Consider the following 20,110-nt stretch of genomic DNA (forward strand, 5'->3'; position numbering starts at 1 on the left):
CCAGCAGGCCCCCGCGCCCGCGCGGGCGCCGGACCCGGAGCCTGAGCCGGAGCCCGCCCCCGAGCCGGAACCGGCTCCGGAGCCGGCCCCCGAGATCCCGGCACCGCCCGCCCCGCCGGCCCTGCCGCCGGTCCCGGACTCCGTGGAAGTGCTGCCCGGCCTGGTCATCGAGCTTCCCTAGGAGTTGGGCGGCGTGCAGCCAGAACTGCAGACCCGGCCCGTAATCCGGCCCCTGTCCGCGGAGCCGCTGGCCCGGGGGATCGTCGACTTCCTCGGCGGCCCGACCGGCCGCTTCGGGGCCGTCGGGCGGCAGCGCTGGTGGACCCCGCTGCGGGTGCTCATCTCCGTGGCCCTGGTGTTCCTGTCCTTCGGTTTCCTGTCGAAGGCACGCTGTCTCGAGGGTGCGACGGGCGAGGACGGGTCGATCGGACTCAACTGGTCCGGTAACCGCCAGTACGTGGCCGCCTGCTACAACGACATCACGCCGCTGTACGAGGGCCGTGGCCTGCACCTGGGTGGTTTCCCGTACGCCTACTCGTGGGTGGAGGGGGACGTCACCCGTTACCTGGAGTACCCGGTGCTGGCCGGCTATTTCCAGTGGCTCATGGCGGCGTTCACGCGTCTGACGTACCCGCTCGTCGAGGCGAGCGGGCTGGTCATCCCGGAGGCCTCCTGGTACTTCGCGTTCAACGCGCTGGTCATGTCCGTGTTGTGGGTCCTGATGATCCGTATGGTCGCCGATCTCGCCGGCCACCGCATCTGGGACACGCTGCTGGTGGCGGCGTCCCCGCTGGTCATCGTCCATGCGTTCACGAACTGGGACATCCCCTCGATCACGTTCGCCGTCGCGGCGATATGGTGCGCCGCGAAGGGCCGTTTCGGGTGGGCGGGTCTCATGATCGGCCTGGGGACCGCGTTCAAGCTGTGGCCGCTGTACCTGCTCGGCGCCTACCTCGTGCTGGCGATCCGTGACCGGAAGTTCGTGCCGTTCCTCACGATGATCTTCGTGGCGGCGGCGTCGTGGCTGGCCCTCAACCTCCCCGTGCTGCTCGCCTACCCGGAGGGCTGGAACGAGTTCCTCCGTCTCAACAGCGAACGCGGTTACGAGTGGACCACCATCTACGCGATCATCGACCGCAACACCATCCTGCCCGCGATGCCCGTCGCGCTGCTCAACGTGGTGTCGTTCGTGTTGTTCGCGGTGGCCTGCGTGGCAATCCTCATCCTCGGGCTCACCGCGCCGCGTCGTCCCCGCGCGGTGGAGCTCATCTTCCTCATCATCGTGGCGTTCCTCATCTTCAACAAGGTGTGGTCCCCGCAGTACTCGCTGTGGCTGGTCGTCCCGGCGGTCCTCGCGTTGCCGCGCTGGCGTCTGCTCTTCGCGTGGATGACCGTCGATGCCCTGGTGTGGCCGTTGCTCATGTGGCACATGCTCGGTGCGGAGAACAAGGGGATCCCCTCCGAGCTTCTCGACGTCGCGCTCCTCGCCCGCCTCGCCATCCTCACCGTCATGGTGGTCCTGGTCGTCCGGCAGATGCTCACCCCCGAGCGTCGTATGGTGGAGACATGAACACCGTCACCATCCTCGGCATCGCCTCGATCGTCATCGGTTTCCTGTGCATCGCGGCGGCGTTTTACACCTTCATGACGAAGAAGCCGGTGGGGTGGTCGGTCGGTTTCGGCGTTGTGGCGTTCTTCTTCGTCACCGTCATCCCGGTGATCCTCGCCGTCTTCTTCGCGACGATGCCCGGTGACGTCACCCGCTGACGATTAACTCTTTCCGGTGGTGCTGCGGTACGCTGCTGAGGTTGCTTGACGCAACAGACCCTCCTGTCACGCCCCAACGCGGTGTGGCCGAACCACAAAACTAGACCATAGGAGGTGATGAGGTCGTGCGTCACTACGAAATCATGATCATTCTGGATCCGTCCCAGGATGAGCGCACCGTTGCCCCGTCCCTGGATAAGTACCTTGAGAATGTCCGCAAGGACAACGGCAAGGTCGAGAAGGTTGATGTCTGGGGCAAGCGTCGTCTTGCGTACCCGATCAACAAGAACGACGAAGGCGTCTACGCCGTCGTCAACCTCGAGTGCGAGTCTGCGACTGTCCTCGAGCTTGATCGCGTTCTCAACCTGAACGACTCTGTCCTGCGCACCAAGGTTCTGCGCACCGACGCTTAAGAACGGATACTGGATGACGAGCATTCGCCCGTCGTCCATGCCCGTCACTGGAAGGTAAGAAGAACATGGCTATTGGAGATACCCCCATCACTGTCGTCGGCAACGTCGTCGCCGACCCGGAACTCCGCTTCACCCCCTCGGGTGCGGCGGTGGCCAATTTCCGCATCGCCTCGACCCCGCGTGTCCGTAACCGTGACACGAACCAGTGGGAAGACGGCGAAGCTCTGTTCCTCACCTGCAACGTCTGGCGCCAGGCCGCTGAGAATGTCGCTGAGTCCCTGAGCAAGGGCATGCGCGTCATCGTCAACGGTCGACTCAAGCAGCGCAGCTACCAGACGAAGGAAGGCGACAACCGTACGGTCTACGAGATCGAGGTCGACGAGGTCGGCCCGTCCCTGACGTTCGCCACTGCCCAGGTCAACCGCAACCCCCGTGAAGGTGGCGGTTCCTACGGTGGTGGAGGCTTCGGTGGCGGACAGCCCCAGCAGCAGCGCGGCCAGCAGGCCCCGCAGCAGCCTCAGCAGTCTCAGTACCAGGGCGGTTTCAGCCAGCAGCAGCAGGCCCCCCAGCAGCAGTCGCAGCAGATGCCGGCCAACGACCCGTGGGGTTCCGCCCCGCCGGCCGGTGGTTTCGGTGGTGCGGCTGATGACGAGCCTCCGTTCTGATCGAGCAGATCAATCCACTCAACAGAACTTTCCCGACAGGGATGAACAACGAAAGGCAGGGATCATGAAGCTGATCCTCACCGCTGCCGTTGAGAACCTCGGTGACGCAGGAGACGTCGTCGAGGTCAAGAACGGCTACGGACGCAACTACCTGCTTCCCCGCGGCCTGGCCATTGTGGCCACCCGTGGTGCTGAGAAGCAGATCGAGGGCATTCAGCGTGCCCAGGAGGCTCGCGCCATCCGCGACCTCGACCACGCCCGTGAGGTCCGTGAGCAGCTCGAGCAGCTGTCCGGCGTGACCGTCCCGGTCCGTACCTCTGACTCCGGCAAGCTCTTCGGTTCCGTGAAGACCGACGACATCGCCGATGCAGTGAAGAAGGCCGGCGGCCCGACCCTGGACAAGCGCACCATTGAGCTGCCCAAGGGCCTGGTCAAGAAGACCGGCAACTACCAGGTCGTCGTCAAGCTCCACGATGACGTGACCGGCAAGATCAACTTCGAGGTCGTCGGCGCCTAATACAGCGCCCGACGGCGGTCGGGGTCCCTGCATGAAGGGGATCTGCCGGCCCAACGACAACAGCTTTTCGACGCCACGCGGCACGTGAACCGCGGGGCGTCGATTTTTTTCTGTGGCCCTTGTGGTTACCGCATCAATGACTGTGGATAAATGTGGGGAAATCGACGCAATTCACCTGGTGGTCACCACGGGGACGTCGGCATGTCGCCGGTTGGTTGCCGGTATCTCGCATTTCTGCGGCTGTCAAACGTGCTGGTCGAGTAGTTATTCACTGTTTGCCGTCAACTATTCACATGCCCCGGAAAGTGCGCTGGCCTGCGGGAATGTGGCGCATCGCACCGGGTGTTCCGGGAGTTATTCACAAGTTGTCCACAGGCCCGGTCCATGGGCAGTGAGTAAACACCGCTGTTAACCTGAGTTATCCACAGGACATGTGGACAACCATGCCTCCGGGGGTGGGGACAGCTTGTGGATGCAGCCAGTTATCCACAGGCCTGATGCACAATTTTCCCTTTCCCGCGCCCCGGCTACACTGCGACTCATGACTTCAGGATTCGGTGGCGCCAGCTTCGACGACGATTACGTTCCGCCGGCGGAACCGGATCTGCCCGACGACGGCGCTGACCTCGTTCCTGCCTTCCGGGACGCCGGGCCGCGTCGCAAGTGGGAGGACCGGGACCGCGGTTCGCGGACCTCAGGCGGCGGTTTCGGGGAGTACCGTCAGCCGCCGCACGACCGTGAGGCCGAGCAGGGCGTCCTGGGCGCCATGCTGCTCAGCCCGAACACCGTCGTCGAGATCATCGGTGAGCTCGCCCCGGAGGATTTCTACCACCCGGCGCACCAGCTCATCTACGCCGCGATGATCGACCTGTTCGGCGAGAGCAAGGACATTGACCCGGTCATTGTCGCCGGCCGCCTGGACCGGCACAACGACCTCGAGCGCGTTGGCGGCGCACCGTATCTGCACACACTCATCTCCTCGGTGCCGACAGCCGCCAACGCCCGCTACTACGCCGAGATCGTCGTCGAAAAGGCGATCCTGCGCCGCCTTGTTGACGCCGGCACCCGGGTGGTTCAGCTCGGCTACGAGGGCAACGACGGTGCCGAGGTGGAGACCGTCCTCGACCTCGCCCAGCAGGAGGTCTTCGCCATCGCGCAGAAGACCGAGACCGAGGATTACGCCGTCCTGGGCGACGTCATCGAACCGACGATGGAGGAGCTCGACCAGATCGCCAACCTCGGTGGGCTCGCGCAGGGTGTGCCGACCGGTTTCGTGGACCTGGACAACCTCACCAACGGCCTGCACGGCGGACAGATGATCATCGTCGCGGCCCGCCCGGGCGTCGGTAAGTCCACCATCGCGCTGGACTTCATGCGCTCGTGCTCCATCAAGCATGGCAAGGCGTCGTGCATCTTCTCCCTCGAGATGAGCAAGTCCGAGATTGTCATGCGTCTCATCTCCGCGGAGACGTCGATCAAGCTCTCCGACATGCGCGCCGGCCGCATGAACGACGAGAACTGGACCACCCTGGCCAACCGCGTCGGCCAGATTTCCGACGCCCCGCTGTTCATCGATGACTCCCCGAACCTCACTATGATGGAGATCCGTTCCAAGGCGCGTCGCCTCAAGCAGAAGCACGATCTGCAGCTCGTGGTCATCGACTATCTGCAGCTCATGAGCTCCGGCAAGCGCGTCGAGTCCCGTCAGCAGGAGGTCTCCGAGTTCTCCCGTCAGCTCAAGCTGCTGGCCAAGGAGCTCGACGTTCCCGTCATCGCGATCTCGCAGCTCAACCGTGGCCCTGAGGCCCGTACCGATAAGCGTCCCCAGCTCGCCGACCTCCGTGAATCCGGTTCTCTCGAGCAGGATGCCGACATCGTCATGTTGCTCCACCGTCCGGACTCCCAGGACCGCGAGGATCCCCGCGCCGGCGAGGCCGATGTCATCGTCGCCAAGCACCGTGGCGGTCCCATCGACACCGTGACCGTCGCCCATCAGCTGCACTACTCCCGCTTCGTCGACGTCGCTCGCTAATCTGCTTATCGACGCCCCGGTCCACCCTGCTTCTGCAGGTCAGAGGGGCAAAGGAGTGCGCAGCTGCGCACTGAGTGGCACCCATCGAGGAGCCGGAGAAGCGCCTCCAGCTCCTGCAGAGTTCCGCAGAATACGTACAGGTCAGGGTAGGAGAAGAGTGCGCAGCTGCGCACTCGGGCGGCACAGGGTTGGGCGCGCATGCGTGTTCGGCGGACCGTGATAGCAACAACGGAGTTCTTCGGAATAAGTGCAGGTCAAGGTAGGAAAAGAGTGCGCAGCCGCGCACTCTGGAGAGCCTCTAGTGATACATCACTATTGACATAGCGATACATCGCAAGTTACTGTGACGTTGTTCATTCCGATATATCGAAAGGAAACGAGAATGTACGACATCACCATCAATCACGGATTCAACAACAACGATGAGGGCGGCTGCTGCGGACGTGGCAGGCGCCGCCGGATGCACGGGCGACGCGGACGACATGGTCACGGACACGGACACGGTCGACATGGACGCGGTCGCGGTGGACGCGCCGGACGTGGCGATCTGCGTCAGGTGATCCTCGTCCTGCTGGGAGACGGGCCGATGCACGGGTACCAGCTGATCGCGAGGATCGGGGAGCGCACCGACGGCGCCTGGACGCCGTCGCCGGGCGGAATCTACCCGAACCTCAGCCTCCTCGAGGACGAGGGCCTGATCACCATGTCCCAGGAGGAGGGCCGCAAGATGGCGACCCTCACCGAGGCCGGAAAGGCCGAGGTGGACGCTCACCCCGAATGGGCGCAGATCCTCGACGACTACCGCGACCACTCCGAGGAGGATCCCCGCGGCCGCTACGGAATGGCCTTCCGGGAGCTGAAGAAGGCGGTGAGGGCGGCGGGCGTCGATAAGCAGGAGGCTGTCGCCGACATCATCACCGAGGCCGCGCAGAAGATCCGCGCCCTCTAGCGATGTGCACGATCGGCGGAATGGAGACGGCGGCGATGCCCGCGCCGATGAGGAACATCGTCGGGAAGCCGACGATCGGGCCGAGGTAGGAGAGGGCGAGCGGGGCGAAGAACCCGACGTAGGTCAACGAATAGAAGACCGCGTTCGCGGCACCCAGTTCGGCGGGCGGCGCGATGAACTGGACCTCCCGGAGACCGGAGACCATCATGACGCCGTGGCCCGCGCCCAGGAGGATGGCGGCGATGAACACAAGCCAGGGCGAGCGGGTCAGGGCGACGGACGTCGCCACGAGCATGCCGAGGACGACGAAGCTGAGGCCGAGGATCGCCGGCGGAACGAGGCTCGAGCCGAAGCGTGTCGCCAGGGGCTGGATGAACGCGCCGGTGCCCATGGTCGTGGCGGCCACGACTCCGGTGTATGCGATTGTCCAGGTGACCTCACTCTTCACGAGGTCCGGCAGAGTCGCGAAGGCCGTGGTGACCGCACCGAAGCCCCACGGAGCCCAGGCCGCGACCGCCCAGAGGAAATCGCGGGAGAGGACGCTGCGCGAGAACATCGCCCTCCGCTGGCCGTCCTCCCGACGGGCGCCACCGGGAGTGCGCCAGACAAGCGGGGCCACCACGGCCAGCAGTGCGAGGTGCACCAGGTAGGGGAGGAGGTCGGGGCGGGGGAGAAACTGGGCGATGAGGCCGGAGACCAGCGGGCCACCACCGAATCCCAGCGACAACGCCACCGTGGCGCGGCGGGGACCCAAATAGCTGGGCCCCGTCGACACCTCCTGCAGCCAGGCCGCGCCGGCGGCCATGACCAGTCCAACGGCCGTACCGATGATGAAACGCCCGACGGCCAGGGCGGCAAACGAGCCGGTGGTACCGAGAATGAGCACCAGTGAGCCCAGGCCCGACAGGAGCAGGGCCGGACGGATCAGAGCACGCCGACCGTAGACGTCGGAGGCGGGTCCGCCGATGAGCAGCGAGGGGATGAGCCCGAGGGCGTAGATGCCCAGGAGAAATGTCACCTGGGATTGGCTGAGGCCCGCGGTCATCCGGTAGGCCGGGAGCAGCGGTGCGAAGTGGTTGGCGCCGAAGGCAATGATGAACATGCCCATGGCGACGCGGACCCAGGTGCTCATTGTGCCTCGTTCCACAGTGTCATTGGTGCCACCTGTGGTGACCGTCCTCATAGTGTACGCCGCACTGTCGGGCGGGCCACGCCACTGTTAGCAGGAATACTACTTACGCGCGAGACCCCCCGAGCGGACCCGAGGAATTTCCCTGAGGTCAGGGTGCCCCCGAAATGGGGTGGCTGGATGTGTGATCCAGGGCCGCAAGGTCTGGCTATAAGTGACCAAGGTCATGCTTCAAAGGGTTGCTTTCCTGGGGTTTTAGTGCGAGTTAGGGCAGCCTATTTAAGGTCGTCATTACTAAGGCATGGCTTACCAATGGTGCCTGACCTGCGAAAACGACCTAAAGTAAGCGTCATCAAGAACAAGGAAGAAACGGACCAAGGAGGGACAACATGACCACTCGCGAATTCAACCCCCGCACCGCAGCGTTCAACAACACCATTCGTGTCGAGCGCACCGAGCGCGCCACGATCCTGGCCGTCCCGCGCAGCCTGGAGGACTTCACCCAGGAGCGCAAGCCGAGCTTCATGGACCGCCTCGCCGGCGTGTTCTCCTTTGCTTAAGACTCACGCCTGAATCACACAAGCTCTCCGCCGACGGATGTCGGAGGAGAGCTTTTCGCTGTGCTGAATGCCGCCGTCAGGCGCGGCCCAGGTACGCCACCGCCGAGATTTCCACCAGGAACTGCGGGCGCGCGAGGGCGGCGACGCCGACCACGGTGTGGGTGGGGAGCACCGGCCCGGTGAAGTGCCGGGCTCGGGCGGCGCTGATGACGGGGGCAACGGTGACGTCGATAAGGTACGTGGTCGTCGAGACGATGTCGTTGATGGAGCCGCCGGCCTCCTCGGTGACGGCCTGCAGATTCCGGAAGACCTGCTCCGTCTGCGCCTCGATGTCGCCCTCCCCGACGATGCTCGCCTCGGAATCGAAGGCGACCATGCCCGAGATGTGCAGGTAGTCACCGGTGCGCACGCCATAGGAGTAGACGGTGCGCGCCGCCGGCTCCGGGGGGAGCTGCGCGGGCATGACGGACTGGGCGGCGGGCGAGGGGTCGATGGTCATGAAGGGATCCTTTCGGGGGTTGGTCCTGCAGGGGCCGGTGCTGGGCACTGAGGCCCGTGGGTCGATGTGCTTCGGCCTTCGGGCAGAAGTGGGTGGCCGCATCCTGTGATTCGTGATTCTTCAGAAGTTAGGTGTTGACTGCGCCACATCCCTAGCCTAGCATCGTTCTACAGTTGGACAGACGTTCAACAATCGAACATTATGAGAAGGAGGGCAAATGGGTACGGCTCCGCGACAGAGAACCTTTCACCCCAATGCCAGATTGCTGCTGTGGCTCTGCCTCGGTGCGGCATTCTTGGATGGGTACGACCTAGTGATCATGGGAGTGTCTATTCCCTCCCTGCGCAACGACCCGTCGTGGATGGTGAGCGCTGAAGCTGCGACGACTATCGCGACATTCGGGCTAATCGGAATGACCATCGGAGCGCTCATGGTCGGGCCACTGGCAGCAAGGGTTGGTCGGCGGATGACGATCATCGCGTCGGTAATCGCCTTTTCCATCTTGACGACCGCCGGCGGATTTGCACCGACCCCGGAGGTGTTTGGACTTCTGAAGTTCCTTGCGGGACTTGGTCTGGGAGCTTGCCTTCCCATGGTCATCTTGATGATGACCGAGTTTGCGTCTCCCGCTAGGCGGAGCTTCGCAAATGCGCTTGTGTTCGTGGGGTATAACACAGGTGCGATCATGGCGTCGGTCATGGGCATCCTGCTTCTTGATTCCTTCGGATGGCGATCCTTGTTCATCATTGGAGGCCTTCCCGCTCTTGTCATCGTTCCGTTAATGATCCGCTATCTCCCGGAGTCCCCAGCCTTCCTTCGTGCCAGGGGAGACTGGGAAAAGGCGAACGACATTGCGGACAGGTACGGGCTCGAAACGAAGCCGGAAGAGGTTGCACCGCATGATCAGAGCCAGGCGCCTGCAGGATCTTTGCTCTCCAAGGATTACCTCAGAAACACCCTGTTGATTTGGATAGCATCGTTCATGGGTCTGCTTCTGGTGTACGGACTCAACACCTGGCTACCGTCGATGATGAACTCTGCTGGATACGGTCTCGGTTCTTCATTGGCCTTCCTTGCAGTTCTCAACATTGGAACGATGTTCGGACTGTTTGTCTCGGGGCGTGTAGCAGACAAATTCGGACCACGCACCGCAGCCATCTTCTGGTTTGCCTTGTCTGGAGTGTTCCTCGCTCTCATGAGCATTGACAGCGGATTCTGGATCTACCTGGTCGTCGCGATCGCCGGGTTCTTTGCCCCCAACGCTCAGGTAATCGTGTACGCATTTGTCACTTCAAGCCACCCCATGCACCTTCGCCCAACCGCACTCGGTGCTGCGGCCGGTGTGGGCCGTCTCGGGGCAATTAGCGGTCCGATTCTGGGCGGGCTCCTGGTTTCGGCAGGACTGGTCATCCCCTGGGGCTTCTACGGGTTTGCCATTGTCGCCGTTGTTGGCGCGGTCGCCCTCGCCTGCACCCGCGCCAAGATTCGTGAACAGGTAGAGATGAACGGCGGTGGCATGCTGGCCCCACGCAAGGATTTGAGTATTGGAGCTAACAACAATGAATGACATCGTCGGTGCTTCGATTGAACAGCTCTCGAGAGACTACGCCTCAGGTGACCAGAGTCCGGTAGATGTCATGACTCAAACGCTTGAGCGCATCGAAGAGCTGAACCCATCGCTCAACGCCATCGCCTGGTGCGACCCGGACAACGCACTTCAACTCGCTGAAGACTCAGCCCAGCGTTGGGAAAACGGCAAGTCGCTGGGCCCTTTGGATGGCATTCCTGTCACGGTCAAGGATGCAATCGATCTCAAGGGCACGCAATCAACCTTTGGTTCGGCCATGTATGCGGATGTACCTGTTGCCACACGGGACTCACCTCCAGCTGCTCGGCTGAAGGAAGCCGGCGCATTGATCTTCGCGAAGACGACCGCGCCTGATTCGGGAATGGCCATTACCGGGTTGTCATCTCTGTACGGGGTGGTGCGAAACCCGTGGAACCTGGAAGTGAGCCCTGGCGGTTCGAGCGCGGGCGCCGCCGCGGCCCTAGCTGCAGGAATCGGGTCGGTGGCCGTAGGTACCGACCTCGCCGGATCGGTGAGGGTACCGGCAGCTCGCTGTGGCCTCGTGGCACTGAAGCCCACGCAGGGCAGAGTAGCTCACACGCCTCCCAACACAGTTCGCTCCCCGGGCGCCATGGGTCGATCCGTGGCAGACGTTGTCGCATTGCACCAGGTGATAGGTCAGCCCGACAGGGCCGACACCTTTTCCTTGCCTGCGGAAACGCGGAGCTACCAGGGGCCGCTGACTGGTGCTGACGGACTTCGGATTGGTTTAGTCCTTGATCTTGGTTGCGGAGCTCCGGCAGAAGACGCGGTCCTCGGATCTGTGCATCGTGCAGCTGAGGTACTGGCTTCACTCGGAGCGTCAATTCACCTCGTCCCCAGGATCTTCGACAAGGATCCACTAGCTGCGCTCGAGCGCACATTTCAGATCCGCCTTTGTGCCGAAATGGAGGCCTTCGGAGGCTCTCGCGATACCTTGGTCCTACCCGAACTTGCTGAATGGGCGGCGGGAGCCGAACACCTGAGTGCCACAGATTCTTATAGGGCGCACAGTGAAGTCACGCAGGCTCAGATCCGAGTGCAGCAGTCCCTCGACTTATTCGACTACGTTCTGGCTCCTGTTGTTCCAGATGCGCGTCTCGCTGCTGAACAACCAATCGATCCCACTCATCCGTTCATGAACGCGGGGTACACGGCCTGGTTCAACCAGACAGGTCAGCCCGCAGCTTCAGTATGTTTTGGCATGGCTGATGGACTCCCGATTGGAATTCAAATTGTGGGACGGCGGTTCGATGACTGGGGTGTGCTGTCTCTCGCGGGACTTCTGGAACGGGAACGGAGTTTTGAACTGGACTGGCCGGTAAGTCCCCACCGGCAGCTGTAGGTCAGATGAGTTGCGGTTGGGCGAGGCGGGCAATCTCCTGGAGATGAGTCCGCACACGCCCTACCATCTCTGTTTCTGAAATCTTGTCAGGCGTGGTCCCTACATTGAGAGCGGCAATGGGCTCGCCGTCCCAGCGGCAGAGTGGAACCGCAACTGAATGAAAGCCCACATCAACCTCATCGGCCACGTAGGCAAATCCATCCCGCGTTGCCGCGGTGATGGCATTCTGAATCCGTGAGATCTCTTCTTCCCGAATGTCCGAAGAGACACCACTCAAGGAAGTCGAGAGCAGCTCACCCCGTTCTTCATCGCTGAGACTTCCGAGAAGAACCCGCCCGAGAGCCGACTGGGGGGCCGGGACACGGTAACCCAACCCGACGCCCAGAGTTACCGATTGCTCAGGCAGAGCTCGAGCGATCATCACGGCATCGGCACCATCGAGAACTGCAACCGTAGAAGAAGCCCTGAACTCATTGGCCACCTTCTCGCACAGTGGCTGCAGGATTCTAGTGATGGGATTGCTCGTCAGATATGCCGATGCCATTTGGAGAACCTTAGGGGTCAGGCGGTAGGTACGCCCTTCCAATTCGAGATAACCCAGGTAGGTGAGAGTGACCATTGATCTCCGCACAGTTGCACGCGGCAGGTCGAGTGTGCGCGCTACATCAGCCTGCGTCAGCTGAGCATTGGGGGCCATGAATGCTTCGAAGACAGCGAGTCCGCGCTCAAGAGCTTCTGAGTAGTCGGACGGACTGATTCCTGCGAGTTCCCGAGCGGCTCGTCGATCCTGGTTACTTTCGCTCTTGCTGCCCACTGGTCCCCCGGTTCACGTAGTTCAATAGTCGAACCACTCTAACATGGTGAGGCATCGTCAGGCGTCGAGAACCTTGCCGCGCTGCTCGGGCAGCGTCAGCGTGGCCAGGGCCGCGACGAGGAACGCCGCGGAGAACAGGCTGAACAGGGCGATGGAATCGCCCCACAGCAGGATCGGAGGAACGATGAGCGGCGCGATGATCGAGGCGATACGGCCGAACCCGGCGGCCGCACCTGTGCCGGCGCCGCGGATGTGGGAGGGGTAGAGCTCCGGGCCGATGGCGTAGAGCGCGCCCCACGCACCGAGGTTGAAGAAGGACAGCAGGCAGCCGGCGAGGATGATGGTCGTCTCCGTCTCGGCGGTGCCGAAGAACAGCGCGGAGGCGGCGGAGCCGGCGAGGAAGGTCGCCAGGGTGTGGCGGCGTCCCCACGCCTCGATGAGCCAGGCAGCGACGGCATAGCCGGGCAGCTGCGCCAGGGTGATGATGAGCGTGAACTGGAACGACTTCACCAGCGTGAAGCCGTCGGCGACCAGCAGGGAGGGGATCCAGATGAAGGCGCCGTAGTAGGAGAGGTTGACGCAGAACCACACGATCCACAGGGCGGCGGTGCGGCGCTTGAGACCGGTGGCCCAGATACTGCCGGCGTCGTCGAAGTCCTCGCGGGGAAGCTCCTGGAGACGCTCGTGCTCGGCGGCGTCGAGACGCGCGAGCTCCGCCGGGTCGACGTCGGCCTCGAAGGCACTGACGACGGCCTCGGCCTCCTCATGGCGGCCCTTGTCCTCTAGGAAACGCACCGACTCGGGCAGGCCGTGGCGGACGTAGAGGGCATAGAAGGTGGGGATCATGCCGAGCGCGAGCGCCCAGCGCCAGCCGTTGTCGGAGGCGGTGACCACGAAGGCGCCGATGAGGGCGGCCGCGATCCAGCCGACCGCCCAGAAGGCCTCGAGGATGACGACCATCCGGCCGCGGTAACGGCGCGGGGAAAACTCGGAGACCAGGGTGGAGGCGACGGGCAGCTCGGCGCCCAGGCCCAGGCCCACGACGAAACGCAGGGCGATGAGCACGGCCAGCCCGCCGGCAAGCGCGGAGGCGCCCGTCGCCAGCCCGTAGACCAGCAGGGTGAGCGCGAAGACCTGACGGCGGCCGATGCGGTCGGCGAGCAGTCCGCCGAACGTCGCGCCGAGCGCCATGCCGACGAAGCCGACGGACCCGAGCCAGGACGTCTGGGTGGGGGTCAGGCCCCAGTGGACGGCCAGGGCCGCCATGATGAACGAGATGAGGCCGACGTCCATGGCGTCGAGCGCCCAGCCGATGCCCGAGCCGAAGAGGAGCCGGCGGTGTTTCCCTGTGACCGGCAGCCTGTCGAGGCGCTGGTTCCTGGTCAGTTGTTGAGCCATGCGTTGAGCATAATCCTCCGCCCGATGGTCCGGCTCACTGGTGAGCGGATCGGAACCCACGCAGGCGCAGCGAGTTGGTCACCACGAACACCGAGGAGAACGCCATGGCCACGCCCGCCAGCATGGGGTTGAGGAAGCCGAGAGCGGCGACCGGGATGAGGACGACGTTGTAGGCGAACGCCCAGAACAGGTTGCCCTTGATGGTTCCGAGGGTGCGGCGCGATAGACGGATGGCGTCGACCGCGGAGCGCAGGTCGTTGTTCATCAGCGTGATGTCGGAGGCCTCGATGGCGACGTCGGTGCCGGCGCCCATGGCCAGGCCGAGGTCGGACTGGGCGAGGGCGGCGGCGTCGTTGACCCCGTCGCCGACCATGGCGACGTTGCGTCCCTCCTGCTGCAGCTTCTCGACGACCGCGACCTTGTCGTCCGGCATCACCTCGGCGATGACGTCCGCCAGGTCGATCCCGACCTCAGCGGCGACGGCCCGCGCGGCACCGGCGTTGTCGCCGGTGAGCAACATGGGCGTCAGGCCGAGGTCGCGCAGCCCCTGCACGGCGTCGGCCGAGGTGGCCTTGACGGTGTCGCGGACGGTGATGACGCCGGCGACCTCGTCGTCGATCGACACGACGACCGGGGTGCCGCCCGCGTCCTGGGCGCGTGCGAAGGCGTGCTGCAGGTCGGCGGGCAGGTCCCCGGCGGGGCGGCCTACGATGATGCGCGCACCCTCGACGGTGCCGATCACGCCGCGGCCGGCGAGGTTCTCGAAGTCGACGACGGCGGGCACATCCTCCCCGGCCTTGCGGACGACGGCCTGCGCGATCGGGTGCTCGGACGCGGCCTCGACGGCGGCGGCGAGACGGAGCACGTCCGCCGCGTCGCGGCCGGGGGCGGTGGTCACGTCGGCGACGGACATGACGCCCTCGGTGACGGTGCCGGTCTTGTCCATGACGATGGTGTCCACGCGGCGGGTCGATTCCAGCACCTCGGGGCCCTTGATGAGCAGGCCGAGCTGCGCGCCCCGGCCGGTGCCGACGAGCAGAGCCGTCGGGGTGGCCAGGCCGAGCGCGCAGGGGCAGGCGATGATGAGCACGGCGACGGCGGCGGTGAACGCGGGTGCCAGGCCGTCGCCGAGCAGGAGGTGCGCGCCGAGCGTGAGCAGCGAGATGACGATGACGACCGGCACGAACACCTGCGAGATGCGGTCGACGAGGCGCTGCACCGGGGCCTTCTTGGCCTGCGCGTCGGAGACGAGGCGGGCCATCTGGGCGAGGGTGGTGTCGGCGCCGACGCGGGTGACCTCGACCATGAGGCGGCCGGAGGCGTTGACGGTGGCGCCGGTGACGCGCGACCCCGGGGTGACCTCGACGGGTACGGATTCGCCGGTGAGCATGGACTCGTCGACGGCGGAGGAGCCCTCGGTGACGCGTCCGTCGGTGGCGATCTTCTCGCCGGGGCGGACGATGAATACGTCGCCGACCTGCAGGTCCCGGATGGGGATGCGGACCTCGCGGCCGTCACGCAGCACAGCGGCGTCCTTGGCCCCCATGTCGAGCAGGGCGCGCAGCGCCTCGGAGGACTGGCCCTTAGCCTTCGTCTCGAACCAGCGCCCGAGCAGCAGGAACGTGATGACGACCGCCGCCGTCTCCAGGTAGATCTCGTCCATTGTGGCATCGGACGGGAACAGGTGCATCTCCATCGTCATGCCGGGCATGCCGGCGTTGCCGAGGAACAGCGCCCCCAGACTCCACAGGTACGCCGCGGTGGTGCCGAGCGTGATGAGGGTGTCCATGGTGAACGAGCCCTGCCGCAGGTTGAGCCAGGTGGCGCGGTGGAAGGGCGCGCCGCCCCAGAAGTACACCGGGGTGGTCATGGTGAGCACGGCCCACTGCCAGTTCGTGAACTGCAGGGCCGGGATCATGCTGAGCAGCACGATCGGCACGGTGAGCAGCGCGGAGACGATGAGCCGGTGCTTGAGGTCGGCCGCCTCGCGGCGCCGCGCGACCTCGTGCGGGCTCTCGCTTATCGACGCCCCGTCCTCCCCCTCCGTCACTGTCGCCGGGGTGTCGGCGGCGAGTTCGAAGGCGTCGTAGCCGGCGCCGCGGACGACCTCGATGAGGTCGGTGGCGTCGACGAGATCCGGGTCGTAGGAGATGCTGGCGGACTCGGTGGCGAAGTTCACCGTGGCGTCCACGCCCTCGACCTTGTTGAGCTTGCGCTCGACGCGCCCGGAACAGGCGGTGCAGGTCATGCCGGTGACTCCGAGATCGATGGTGTTCATACCACCGACCTTATACCCCAGTGGGGTATCCGGCAAGGACGAGAGAACCCGGATCCCTGACGGGGATCCGGGCACAGGGGGGCGTCGATAAGCGGGCTACACCAGCCGGTAACCGGCGTCCCCGACGGCGGTGGCGACATCCTCGTCGCTGAAACCCTCACCGGTGACGGTGACGGTGCCGGTCTCATGCGAGGCCTGGACGTCGGAGACGCCGGCGATCTCGCCGACCTCCTCCTTCACGGACATCTCGCAGTGTCCGCACGTCATGCCCTCAACCTGGTAATTCTTGACGGCCATGGGATTCTCCTCTCCTCGGGGACGGGATGACCTCCCAGTGTATCCCCGTCAGTCCTCGTCCTGCTGCACGGAGAAACCGGCGTTCTCCACCGCACGCTCGACCAACTGGTCCGAGATGAGCTCGCCGGTGACGGTGACCTGCCCGGAGGCCGGGTCGACCTCGACGCCCTGGATGCCGGGGATCTCGTTGAGCTCCTCTTCCACCGCGGCACGGCCGATCTCATCGGTCATGCCCGTGACGACGTAGTTCTTGATCATGAAGGTCCTTTCATCCCGTGGGGAATACACGGCAGGCAGGTAGAGTTGAGTAGCACTAGAACCGCATAAGACAGCGATCATACGTAAGACCTTACAAAACGACATTTCAGGAGCATCCCTTGGCAACCATCGACGTCACCGAGTCCACTTTCGAAGAGACCGTCACCGGCGAGGGCATCGTCCTCGTCGACGCCTGGGCATCCTGGTGCGGCCCGTGCCGCGCCTTCGCCCCCACTTACGAGGCAGCCGCGGAGAACCACCCGGACGCCACCTTCGCCAAGCTCGACACCGAGGCACACCAGGGCCTCGCCGCCGCACTCCAGATCCAGTCCATCCCGACGCTCATGATCTTCCGCGACGGCATCATGGTCTACCGCGACGCCGGCGCCCTGCCCCCGGCCGCCCTCGAGGATCTCATCGGCCAGGTCAAGGGCCTCGACATGGACGATGTCCGCCGCCAGGTCGCCGAGGCGAACTCCGCCCGCGACGCCGAGAGCCAGTAACCCACCGAGCACTACACACGGCCCGGTTCCCCACGCGGGGAACCGGGCCGTCGTCGTCCCCCGACAGGGGCGGGCTTTTCTCTCTAAACTTCCTCTTAAGAAGACCGATCCCAGAAAGAGAGACCCACACATGCCGAATCCCCTGTCCAAGGGCTGGAAGTACCTCATGGCCTCCTTCGACTCGAAGATCGACCAGAACGCCGATCCCAAGGTGCAGATTCAGCAGGCCACCGAAGCCGCCAAGCGCCAGCACCAGCAGATCACCGAGCAGGCCGCTTCGGTCATCGGCAACCAGAAGCAGCTCGAGATGAAGCTCGACCGCCTGCTCAAGTCCCAGCAGGACCACCAGGATCAGGCGCGCACCGCCCTGCAGGCCGCTGACCAGGCCGCCGCCGCCGGCGACACCGCCAAGGCGCAGGAGTACAGCAACACCGCCGAGATCTTCGCCTCCCAGCTCGTCGCAGTCGAGCAGCAGCTCGAGGAGACGAAGCAGCTCCACGCCCAGGCCACCGAGAACGCCAAGCAGGCGGCCCGCCAGCAGCTCGAGTCCGAGGCCCGCCTCAAGGAGCAGCTCTCCCAGATCGACCAGCTGCGCGCCCAGGCCGATCAGGCCGCCATGCAGGAGACCGCCACCCGTGCGATGGACTCCATGCAGGAACTGCGTCCCGACGGCAACGTCCCCACCCTCGATGCGGTGCGCGACAAGATCGAGCGTCGCTACGCGGACGCCCTCGGCGCCCAGGAACTCACCCAGCACTCCGTCGGAGACCGCATGACGGAGATCGCCTCCGCCGGCACCGACATGAAGGCCTCCGCCCGCCTCGCCGAGATCCGTGCCTCCATGGCCGCCGACGGCGCAGGTCGCGAGCTCACCGAGGGGCAGCAGGCCCCCGCCTCCGAGCCTGAGCTTGTCGACGCCGAGGTCGACGATGACGTCGATTCCGCCGACGTGGACTCCGCCGACGCCGCTGCTGAGGGCATGGGCACCGCGCCGGGCGTGGACACGGACAAGGTCGACGCCGCAGCCGAGGCTGACGACGCCGACCAGGCCGATCAGGCGAAGAAGTAGCCGCTACTCGCGGAACTCGCGGCGGAAGTTGATCAGTACGCCGCGGATCCCAGAGTGGAAACCATCCCGGAGGTTGACGCGCTGAGACTCGCTCAGCGTGTACTCGTGGAGCGTCTCGCAGGCGAACTGCAGCAGCGGACGGTCAATCTCCGGGGGCAGGCCGCCACCTGAGAGCAGATGCGCGGAATCGCGCTGCTCCGTGGTGGCGGCATTGTCGTACCACCACGTTGCATACTGCTGACCGACGTCGAAGGGCGTCTGGAAACCGGCGGAGGACCACACCTCCTCCGGCAGCGGCACGTAGCGGGAACGCAGCTTCCGGCGGGGAGCCATCATCGACGGCTTCGGGGCGGCCGGCTTCGGTACCGGTCGGGGGCTGGGCTTCTCCTCCACCTCATCCTCGATCGGCTGTGACTCCTCCGGCTCAGGCTGGTCCGCGGAGGAGGAGCCGTTGAACAGCTCCGGTCCGGATTCACCGGCGGCCGCCTGGACGGCAGCCTCGACCGGGGATGGTGCCTGCGAGAGCGGGCTGGCCGGGGCGAACTTGCCGGAGGAGGCATCCGATTCCTCGGCAGGTTCGCGTGAAGGGTCCTGCTCCGTCGGCTCGGGGGACTGCTCCGCCACGGCGGAACGCTCCGGCGACAGGGGCCGGCTGCCCCGCGGCGAGGGGACCTCGGTCATGCCGAGCTCCTCGATCGGTTCCGCGTCGGAGAGCGGACGATCCCGGACGATCGGCGGCAGCGGACCCTCGAGCACCTGCAGCTGCATGGCCTCGGCGAAGTCCTCGCGCGGATCGAGGATGGTCGTGGAATCACACGCGTGGCGCAGGGCCGAGGACATGGAGTCCCAGCCGAATCCGTAGAGATGCACGCGAAGGCCGTGGTTGGTGGCCTCCTGCACCCCCGGAATCATGTCGGCGTCGCCGGAGACGAGGACGATATCGGAGACCTGTTGCCGGCAGGCGGCGACAACCATGTCCGCGACCAGGCGGGTGTCCACCGCCTTCTGTGTCCGCCGTTCGCCCCATTCGATGAGCTGGCCGGCGCGCAGCTGCACGCCGTCGCAGGTGCGCAGCGCCCGCTGGTAGCGGTGAGGGCCGGATTCGGGAATGCCGTCGTACCAGAGCTGGCGGTGAATCGGCTGATGGAGCTGGTTCTGGATCATGGTCCCGAGGACGTTGACGACCTCGGGAAGATCAATCTCTAACTGTGCGCGAGCCCCCGTCTCCCAGGAGTTGTAGAAGCTCGCCAGCAGATAAGAGGTGTCGACAAAGACAAGTGTGCGTTCAAGCATGGCTCCTAATTTCTTTTTGTTTGGTATCTAAGTGAGGTTTCTTCACACCCAGCATGCCCTAACTAGGGGTACTGCGTCGATGGTGGGAGGGCATTCCCAGGCATCTTTGCAGGTCACGTCAAGCATCTGTTGTCTGACCGTGATGAGACAGATAGGTTAGTTAGTAAGTTAATCAACCGACCTGGTAGGTGCCCGTGGCTGTGACCGCCCCCCTCTTCCGGCAGATCGCCGCCCTCGTGGAGGATCTCATCGTCGAGGATCGACTCCATCCGGGCGACCGCGCTCCCTCGATGAACGAGCTCGCCGACTTCCACGAGATCAACCCCGCCACCGCGCGCCGGGGGCTCGCGCTCCTTGCCGGTGCGGGAGTCCTGGAGAAGAAGAGGGGGCTGGGGATGTTCGTCACCGCCGACGCCCGCCGCATCATTCTCGACCGCCGGCGGAAGACCTTCGCCGAGGACTATCTCGCTCCGCTTATCGACGAGGCGGCGAAGCTCGATTTCACGCGCGACGACATCCGCGAGCTCATCGACGCCGTGGCAGTCAGCCGTGGCCTGTACCGCTGACAGGCTCTGGAAGGTCATTTCAGGGAGCTGATCGACGATGCCGCTTAGGCGTTGTGAGCTGGGGATTTGTGTTGTTGTGGGGTGGTGTGTAACTTTGTGTGAGTCAGCGCGACCGACAACGCCCCGCAGACAGCAGCACTTTGGTGTGGCTG

At 64.7% G+C, this 20,110-nt stretch carries 22 protein-coding genes; 14 read left to right on the forward strand and 8 right to left on the reverse strand.

Annotated features, from left to right (window positions below; all coding sequences use genetic code 11):
* The 8 genes from Q4G50_RS12135 to Q4G50_RS12170 all read left to right on the forward strand — a co-directional run.
* Positions 1-181: hypothetical protein (locus tag Q4G50_RS12135; protein ID WP_303377911.1), on the forward strand; the 181-nt coding region annotated here is incomplete at its 5' end.
* Positions 182-193: 12 nt separating this feature from the next.
* The gene (locus Q4G50_RS12140) at positions 194-1,570 is read left to right on the forward strand and encodes a glycosyltransferase family 87 protein (protein WP_303377912.1); all 1,377 of its coding nucleotides are present in this window, start codon (positions 194-196) and stop codon (positions 1,568-1,570) included.
* Positions 1,567-1,767 carry a hypothetical protein gene (locus tag Q4G50_RS12145; protein WP_303377913.1) on the forward strand — a complete coding sequence of 67 codons (201 nt, stop codon included), beginning with the start codon at positions 1,567-1,569 and terminating at the stop codon, positions 1,765-1,767. Before Q4G50_RS12140 ends, Q4G50_RS12145 begins: the two co-directional genes overlap by 4 nt.
* A 125-nt stretch (positions 1,768-1,892) precedes the next feature.
* The gene (gene rpsF, locus Q4G50_RS12150) at positions 1,893-2,180 is read left to right on the forward strand and encodes a 30S ribosomal protein S6 (protein ID WP_303377914.1); all 288 of its coding nucleotides are present in this window, start codon (positions 1,893-1,895) and stop codon (positions 2,178-2,180) included.
* 65 nt (positions 2,181-2,245) lie between these two features.
* Positions 2,246-2,845 (forward strand): single-stranded DNA-binding protein, encoded by a 600-nt coding sequence (locus Q4G50_RS12155; RefSeq protein WP_303377915.1) that lies wholly within the window; start codon positions 2,246-2,248, stop codon positions 2,843-2,845.
* 64 nt (positions 2,846-2,909) lie between these two features.
* The gene (rplI, locus tag Q4G50_RS12160) at positions 2,910-3,362 is read left to right on the forward strand and encodes a 50S ribosomal protein L9 (protein ID WP_303377916.1); all 453 of its coding nucleotides are present in this window, start codon (positions 2,910-2,912) and stop codon (positions 3,360-3,362) included.
* A gap of 541 nt (positions 3,363-3,903) precedes the next feature.
* Positions 3,904-5,394, forward strand: coding sequence for a replicative DNA helicase (gene dnaB, locus Q4G50_RS12165; RefSeq protein WP_303377917.1), 1,491 nt, complete (start codon positions 3,904-3,906; stop codon positions 5,392-5,394).
* Between the two features lie 382 nt (positions 5,395-5,776).
* The gene (locus tag Q4G50_RS12170) at positions 5,777-6,343 is read left to right on the forward strand and encodes a PadR family transcriptional regulator (protein ID WP_303377918.1); all 567 of its coding nucleotides are present in this window, start codon (positions 5,777-5,779) and stop codon (positions 6,341-6,343) included.
* Here the strand turns inward: Q4G50_RS12170 and Q4G50_RS12175 are convergent.
* On the reverse strand, positions 6,309-7,475 hold the full coding sequence (locus Q4G50_RS12175) for an MFS transporter (RefSeq protein WP_303377919.1): 1,167 nt from the start codon (positions 7,473-7,475) through the stop codon (positions 6,309-6,311). The two genes, Q4G50_RS12170 and Q4G50_RS12175, sit on opposite strands and share 35 nt — an antisense overlap.
* A 386-nt stretch (positions 7,476-7,861) precedes the next feature.
* Between Q4G50_RS12175 and Q4G50_RS12180 the strand changes: the two genes are divergently transcribed.
* Positions 7,862-8,032, forward strand: coding sequence for a hypothetical protein (locus Q4G50_RS12180; RefSeq protein ID WP_303377920.1), 171 nt, complete (start codon positions 7,862-7,864; stop codon positions 8,030-8,032).
* Between the two features lie 76 nt (positions 8,033-8,108).
* Here the strand turns inward: Q4G50_RS12180 and Q4G50_RS12185 are convergent, their stop codons facing one another.
* The gene (locus tag Q4G50_RS12185) at positions 8,109-8,531 is read right to left on the reverse strand and encodes a RidA family protein (protein WP_303377921.1); all 423 of its coding nucleotides are present in this window, start codon (positions 8,529-8,531) and stop codon (positions 8,109-8,111) included.
* A 217-nt stretch (positions 8,532-8,748) separates the two neighbouring features.
* On the opposite strand from Q4G50_RS12185, the gene Q4G50_RS12190 reads away from it, so the two are divergent.
* Both Q4G50_RS12190 and Q4G50_RS12195 read left to right on the forward strand, forming a co-directional pair.
* Positions 8,749-10,098 carry an aromatic acid/H+ symport family MFS transporter gene (locus Q4G50_RS12190; protein WP_303377922.1) on the forward strand — a complete coding sequence of 450 codons (1,350 nt, stop codon included), beginning with the start codon at positions 8,749-8,751 and terminating at the stop codon, positions 10,096-10,098.
* On the forward strand, positions 10,091-11,482 hold the full coding sequence (locus Q4G50_RS12195) for an amidase family protein (RefSeq protein ID WP_303377923.1): 1,392 nt from the start codon (positions 10,091-10,093) through the stop codon (positions 11,480-11,482). Before Q4G50_RS12190 ends, Q4G50_RS12195 begins: the two co-directional genes overlap by 8 nt.
* 1 nt (position 11,483) lies before the next feature.
* Here Q4G50_RS12195 and Q4G50_RS12200 read toward each other — a convergent pair whose 3' ends face one another.
* The 5 genes from Q4G50_RS12200 to Q4G50_RS12220 all read right to left on the reverse strand — a co-directional run bounded on the left by Q4G50_RS12200 (position 11,484) and on the right by Q4G50_RS12220 (position 16,527).
* A complete protein-coding gene (locus tag Q4G50_RS12200; RefSeq protein WP_303377924.1) occupies positions 11,484-12,296 on the reverse strand; it encodes a helix-turn-helix domain-containing protein in 813 nt (270 codons plus the stop codon).
* Between the two features lie 57 nt (positions 12,297-12,353).
* The gene (locus Q4G50_RS12205) at positions 12,354-13,694 is read right to left on the reverse strand and encodes an MFS transporter (protein ID WP_303377925.1); all 1,341 of its coding nucleotides are present in this window, start codon (positions 13,692-13,694) and stop codon (positions 12,354-12,356) included.
* A gap of 34 nt (positions 13,695-13,728) precedes the next feature.
* Positions 13,729-15,972 carry a cation-translocating P-type ATPase gene (locus Q4G50_RS12210; RefSeq protein WP_303377926.1) on the reverse strand — a complete coding sequence of 748 codons (2,244 nt, stop codon included), beginning with the start codon at positions 15,970-15,972 and terminating at the stop codon, positions 13,729-13,731.
* Positions 15,973-16,068: 96 nt separating this feature from the next.
* Complete coding sequence (locus Q4G50_RS12215; RefSeq protein ID WP_303377927.1) at positions 16,069-16,269, reverse strand: heavy-metal-associated domain-containing protein; 201 nt, start codon at positions 16,267-16,269, stop codon at positions 16,069-16,071.
* A 48-nt stretch (positions 16,270-16,317) separates the two neighbouring features.
* The gene (locus Q4G50_RS12220; protein ID WP_303377928.1) at positions 16,318-16,527 is read right to left on the reverse strand and encodes a heavy-metal-associated domain-containing protein; all 210 of its coding nucleotides are present in this window, start codon (positions 16,525-16,527) and stop codon (positions 16,318-16,320) included.
* Positions 16,528-16,646: 119 nt separating this feature from the next.
* Between Q4G50_RS12220 and Q4G50_RS12225 the strand changes: the two genes are divergently transcribed.
* Positions 16,647-17,030, forward strand: a complete 384-nt coding sequence (locus tag Q4G50_RS12225) for a co-chaperone YbbN (RefSeq protein ID WP_303377929.1) — start codon at positions 16,647-16,649, stop codon at positions 17,028-17,030.
* Between the two features lie 130 nt (positions 17,031-17,160).
* Positions 17,161-18,099 carry a PspA/IM30 family protein gene (locus Q4G50_RS12230; RefSeq protein WP_303377930.1) on the forward strand — a complete coding sequence of 313 codons (939 nt, stop codon included), beginning with the start codon at positions 17,161-17,163 and terminating at the stop codon, positions 18,097-18,099.
* Between the two features lie 3 nt (positions 18,100-18,102).
* On the opposite strand, the gene Q4G50_RS12235 is transcribed toward Q4G50_RS12230, so the two are convergent.
* On the reverse strand, positions 18,103-19,392 hold the full coding sequence (locus Q4G50_RS12235) for an NYN domain-containing protein (protein WP_303377931.1): 1,290 nt from the start codon (positions 19,390-19,392) through the stop codon (positions 18,103-18,105).
* A gap of 200 nt (positions 19,393-19,592) precedes the next feature.
* On the opposite strand from Q4G50_RS12235, the gene Q4G50_RS12240 reads away from it, so the two are divergent.
* Positions 19,593-19,958, forward strand: a complete 366-nt coding sequence (locus Q4G50_RS12240) for a GntR family transcriptional regulator (RefSeq protein WP_303377932.1) — start codon at positions 19,593-19,595, stop codon at positions 19,956-19,958.
* Positions 19,959-20,110: the final 152 nt, after the last annotated feature.

The sequence above is a fragment of the Corynebacterium sp. genome (genome assembly GCF_030538285.1).
Classification (GTDB): Bacteria; Actinomycetota; Actinomycetes; order Mycobacteriales; family Mycobacteriaceae; genus Corynebacterium.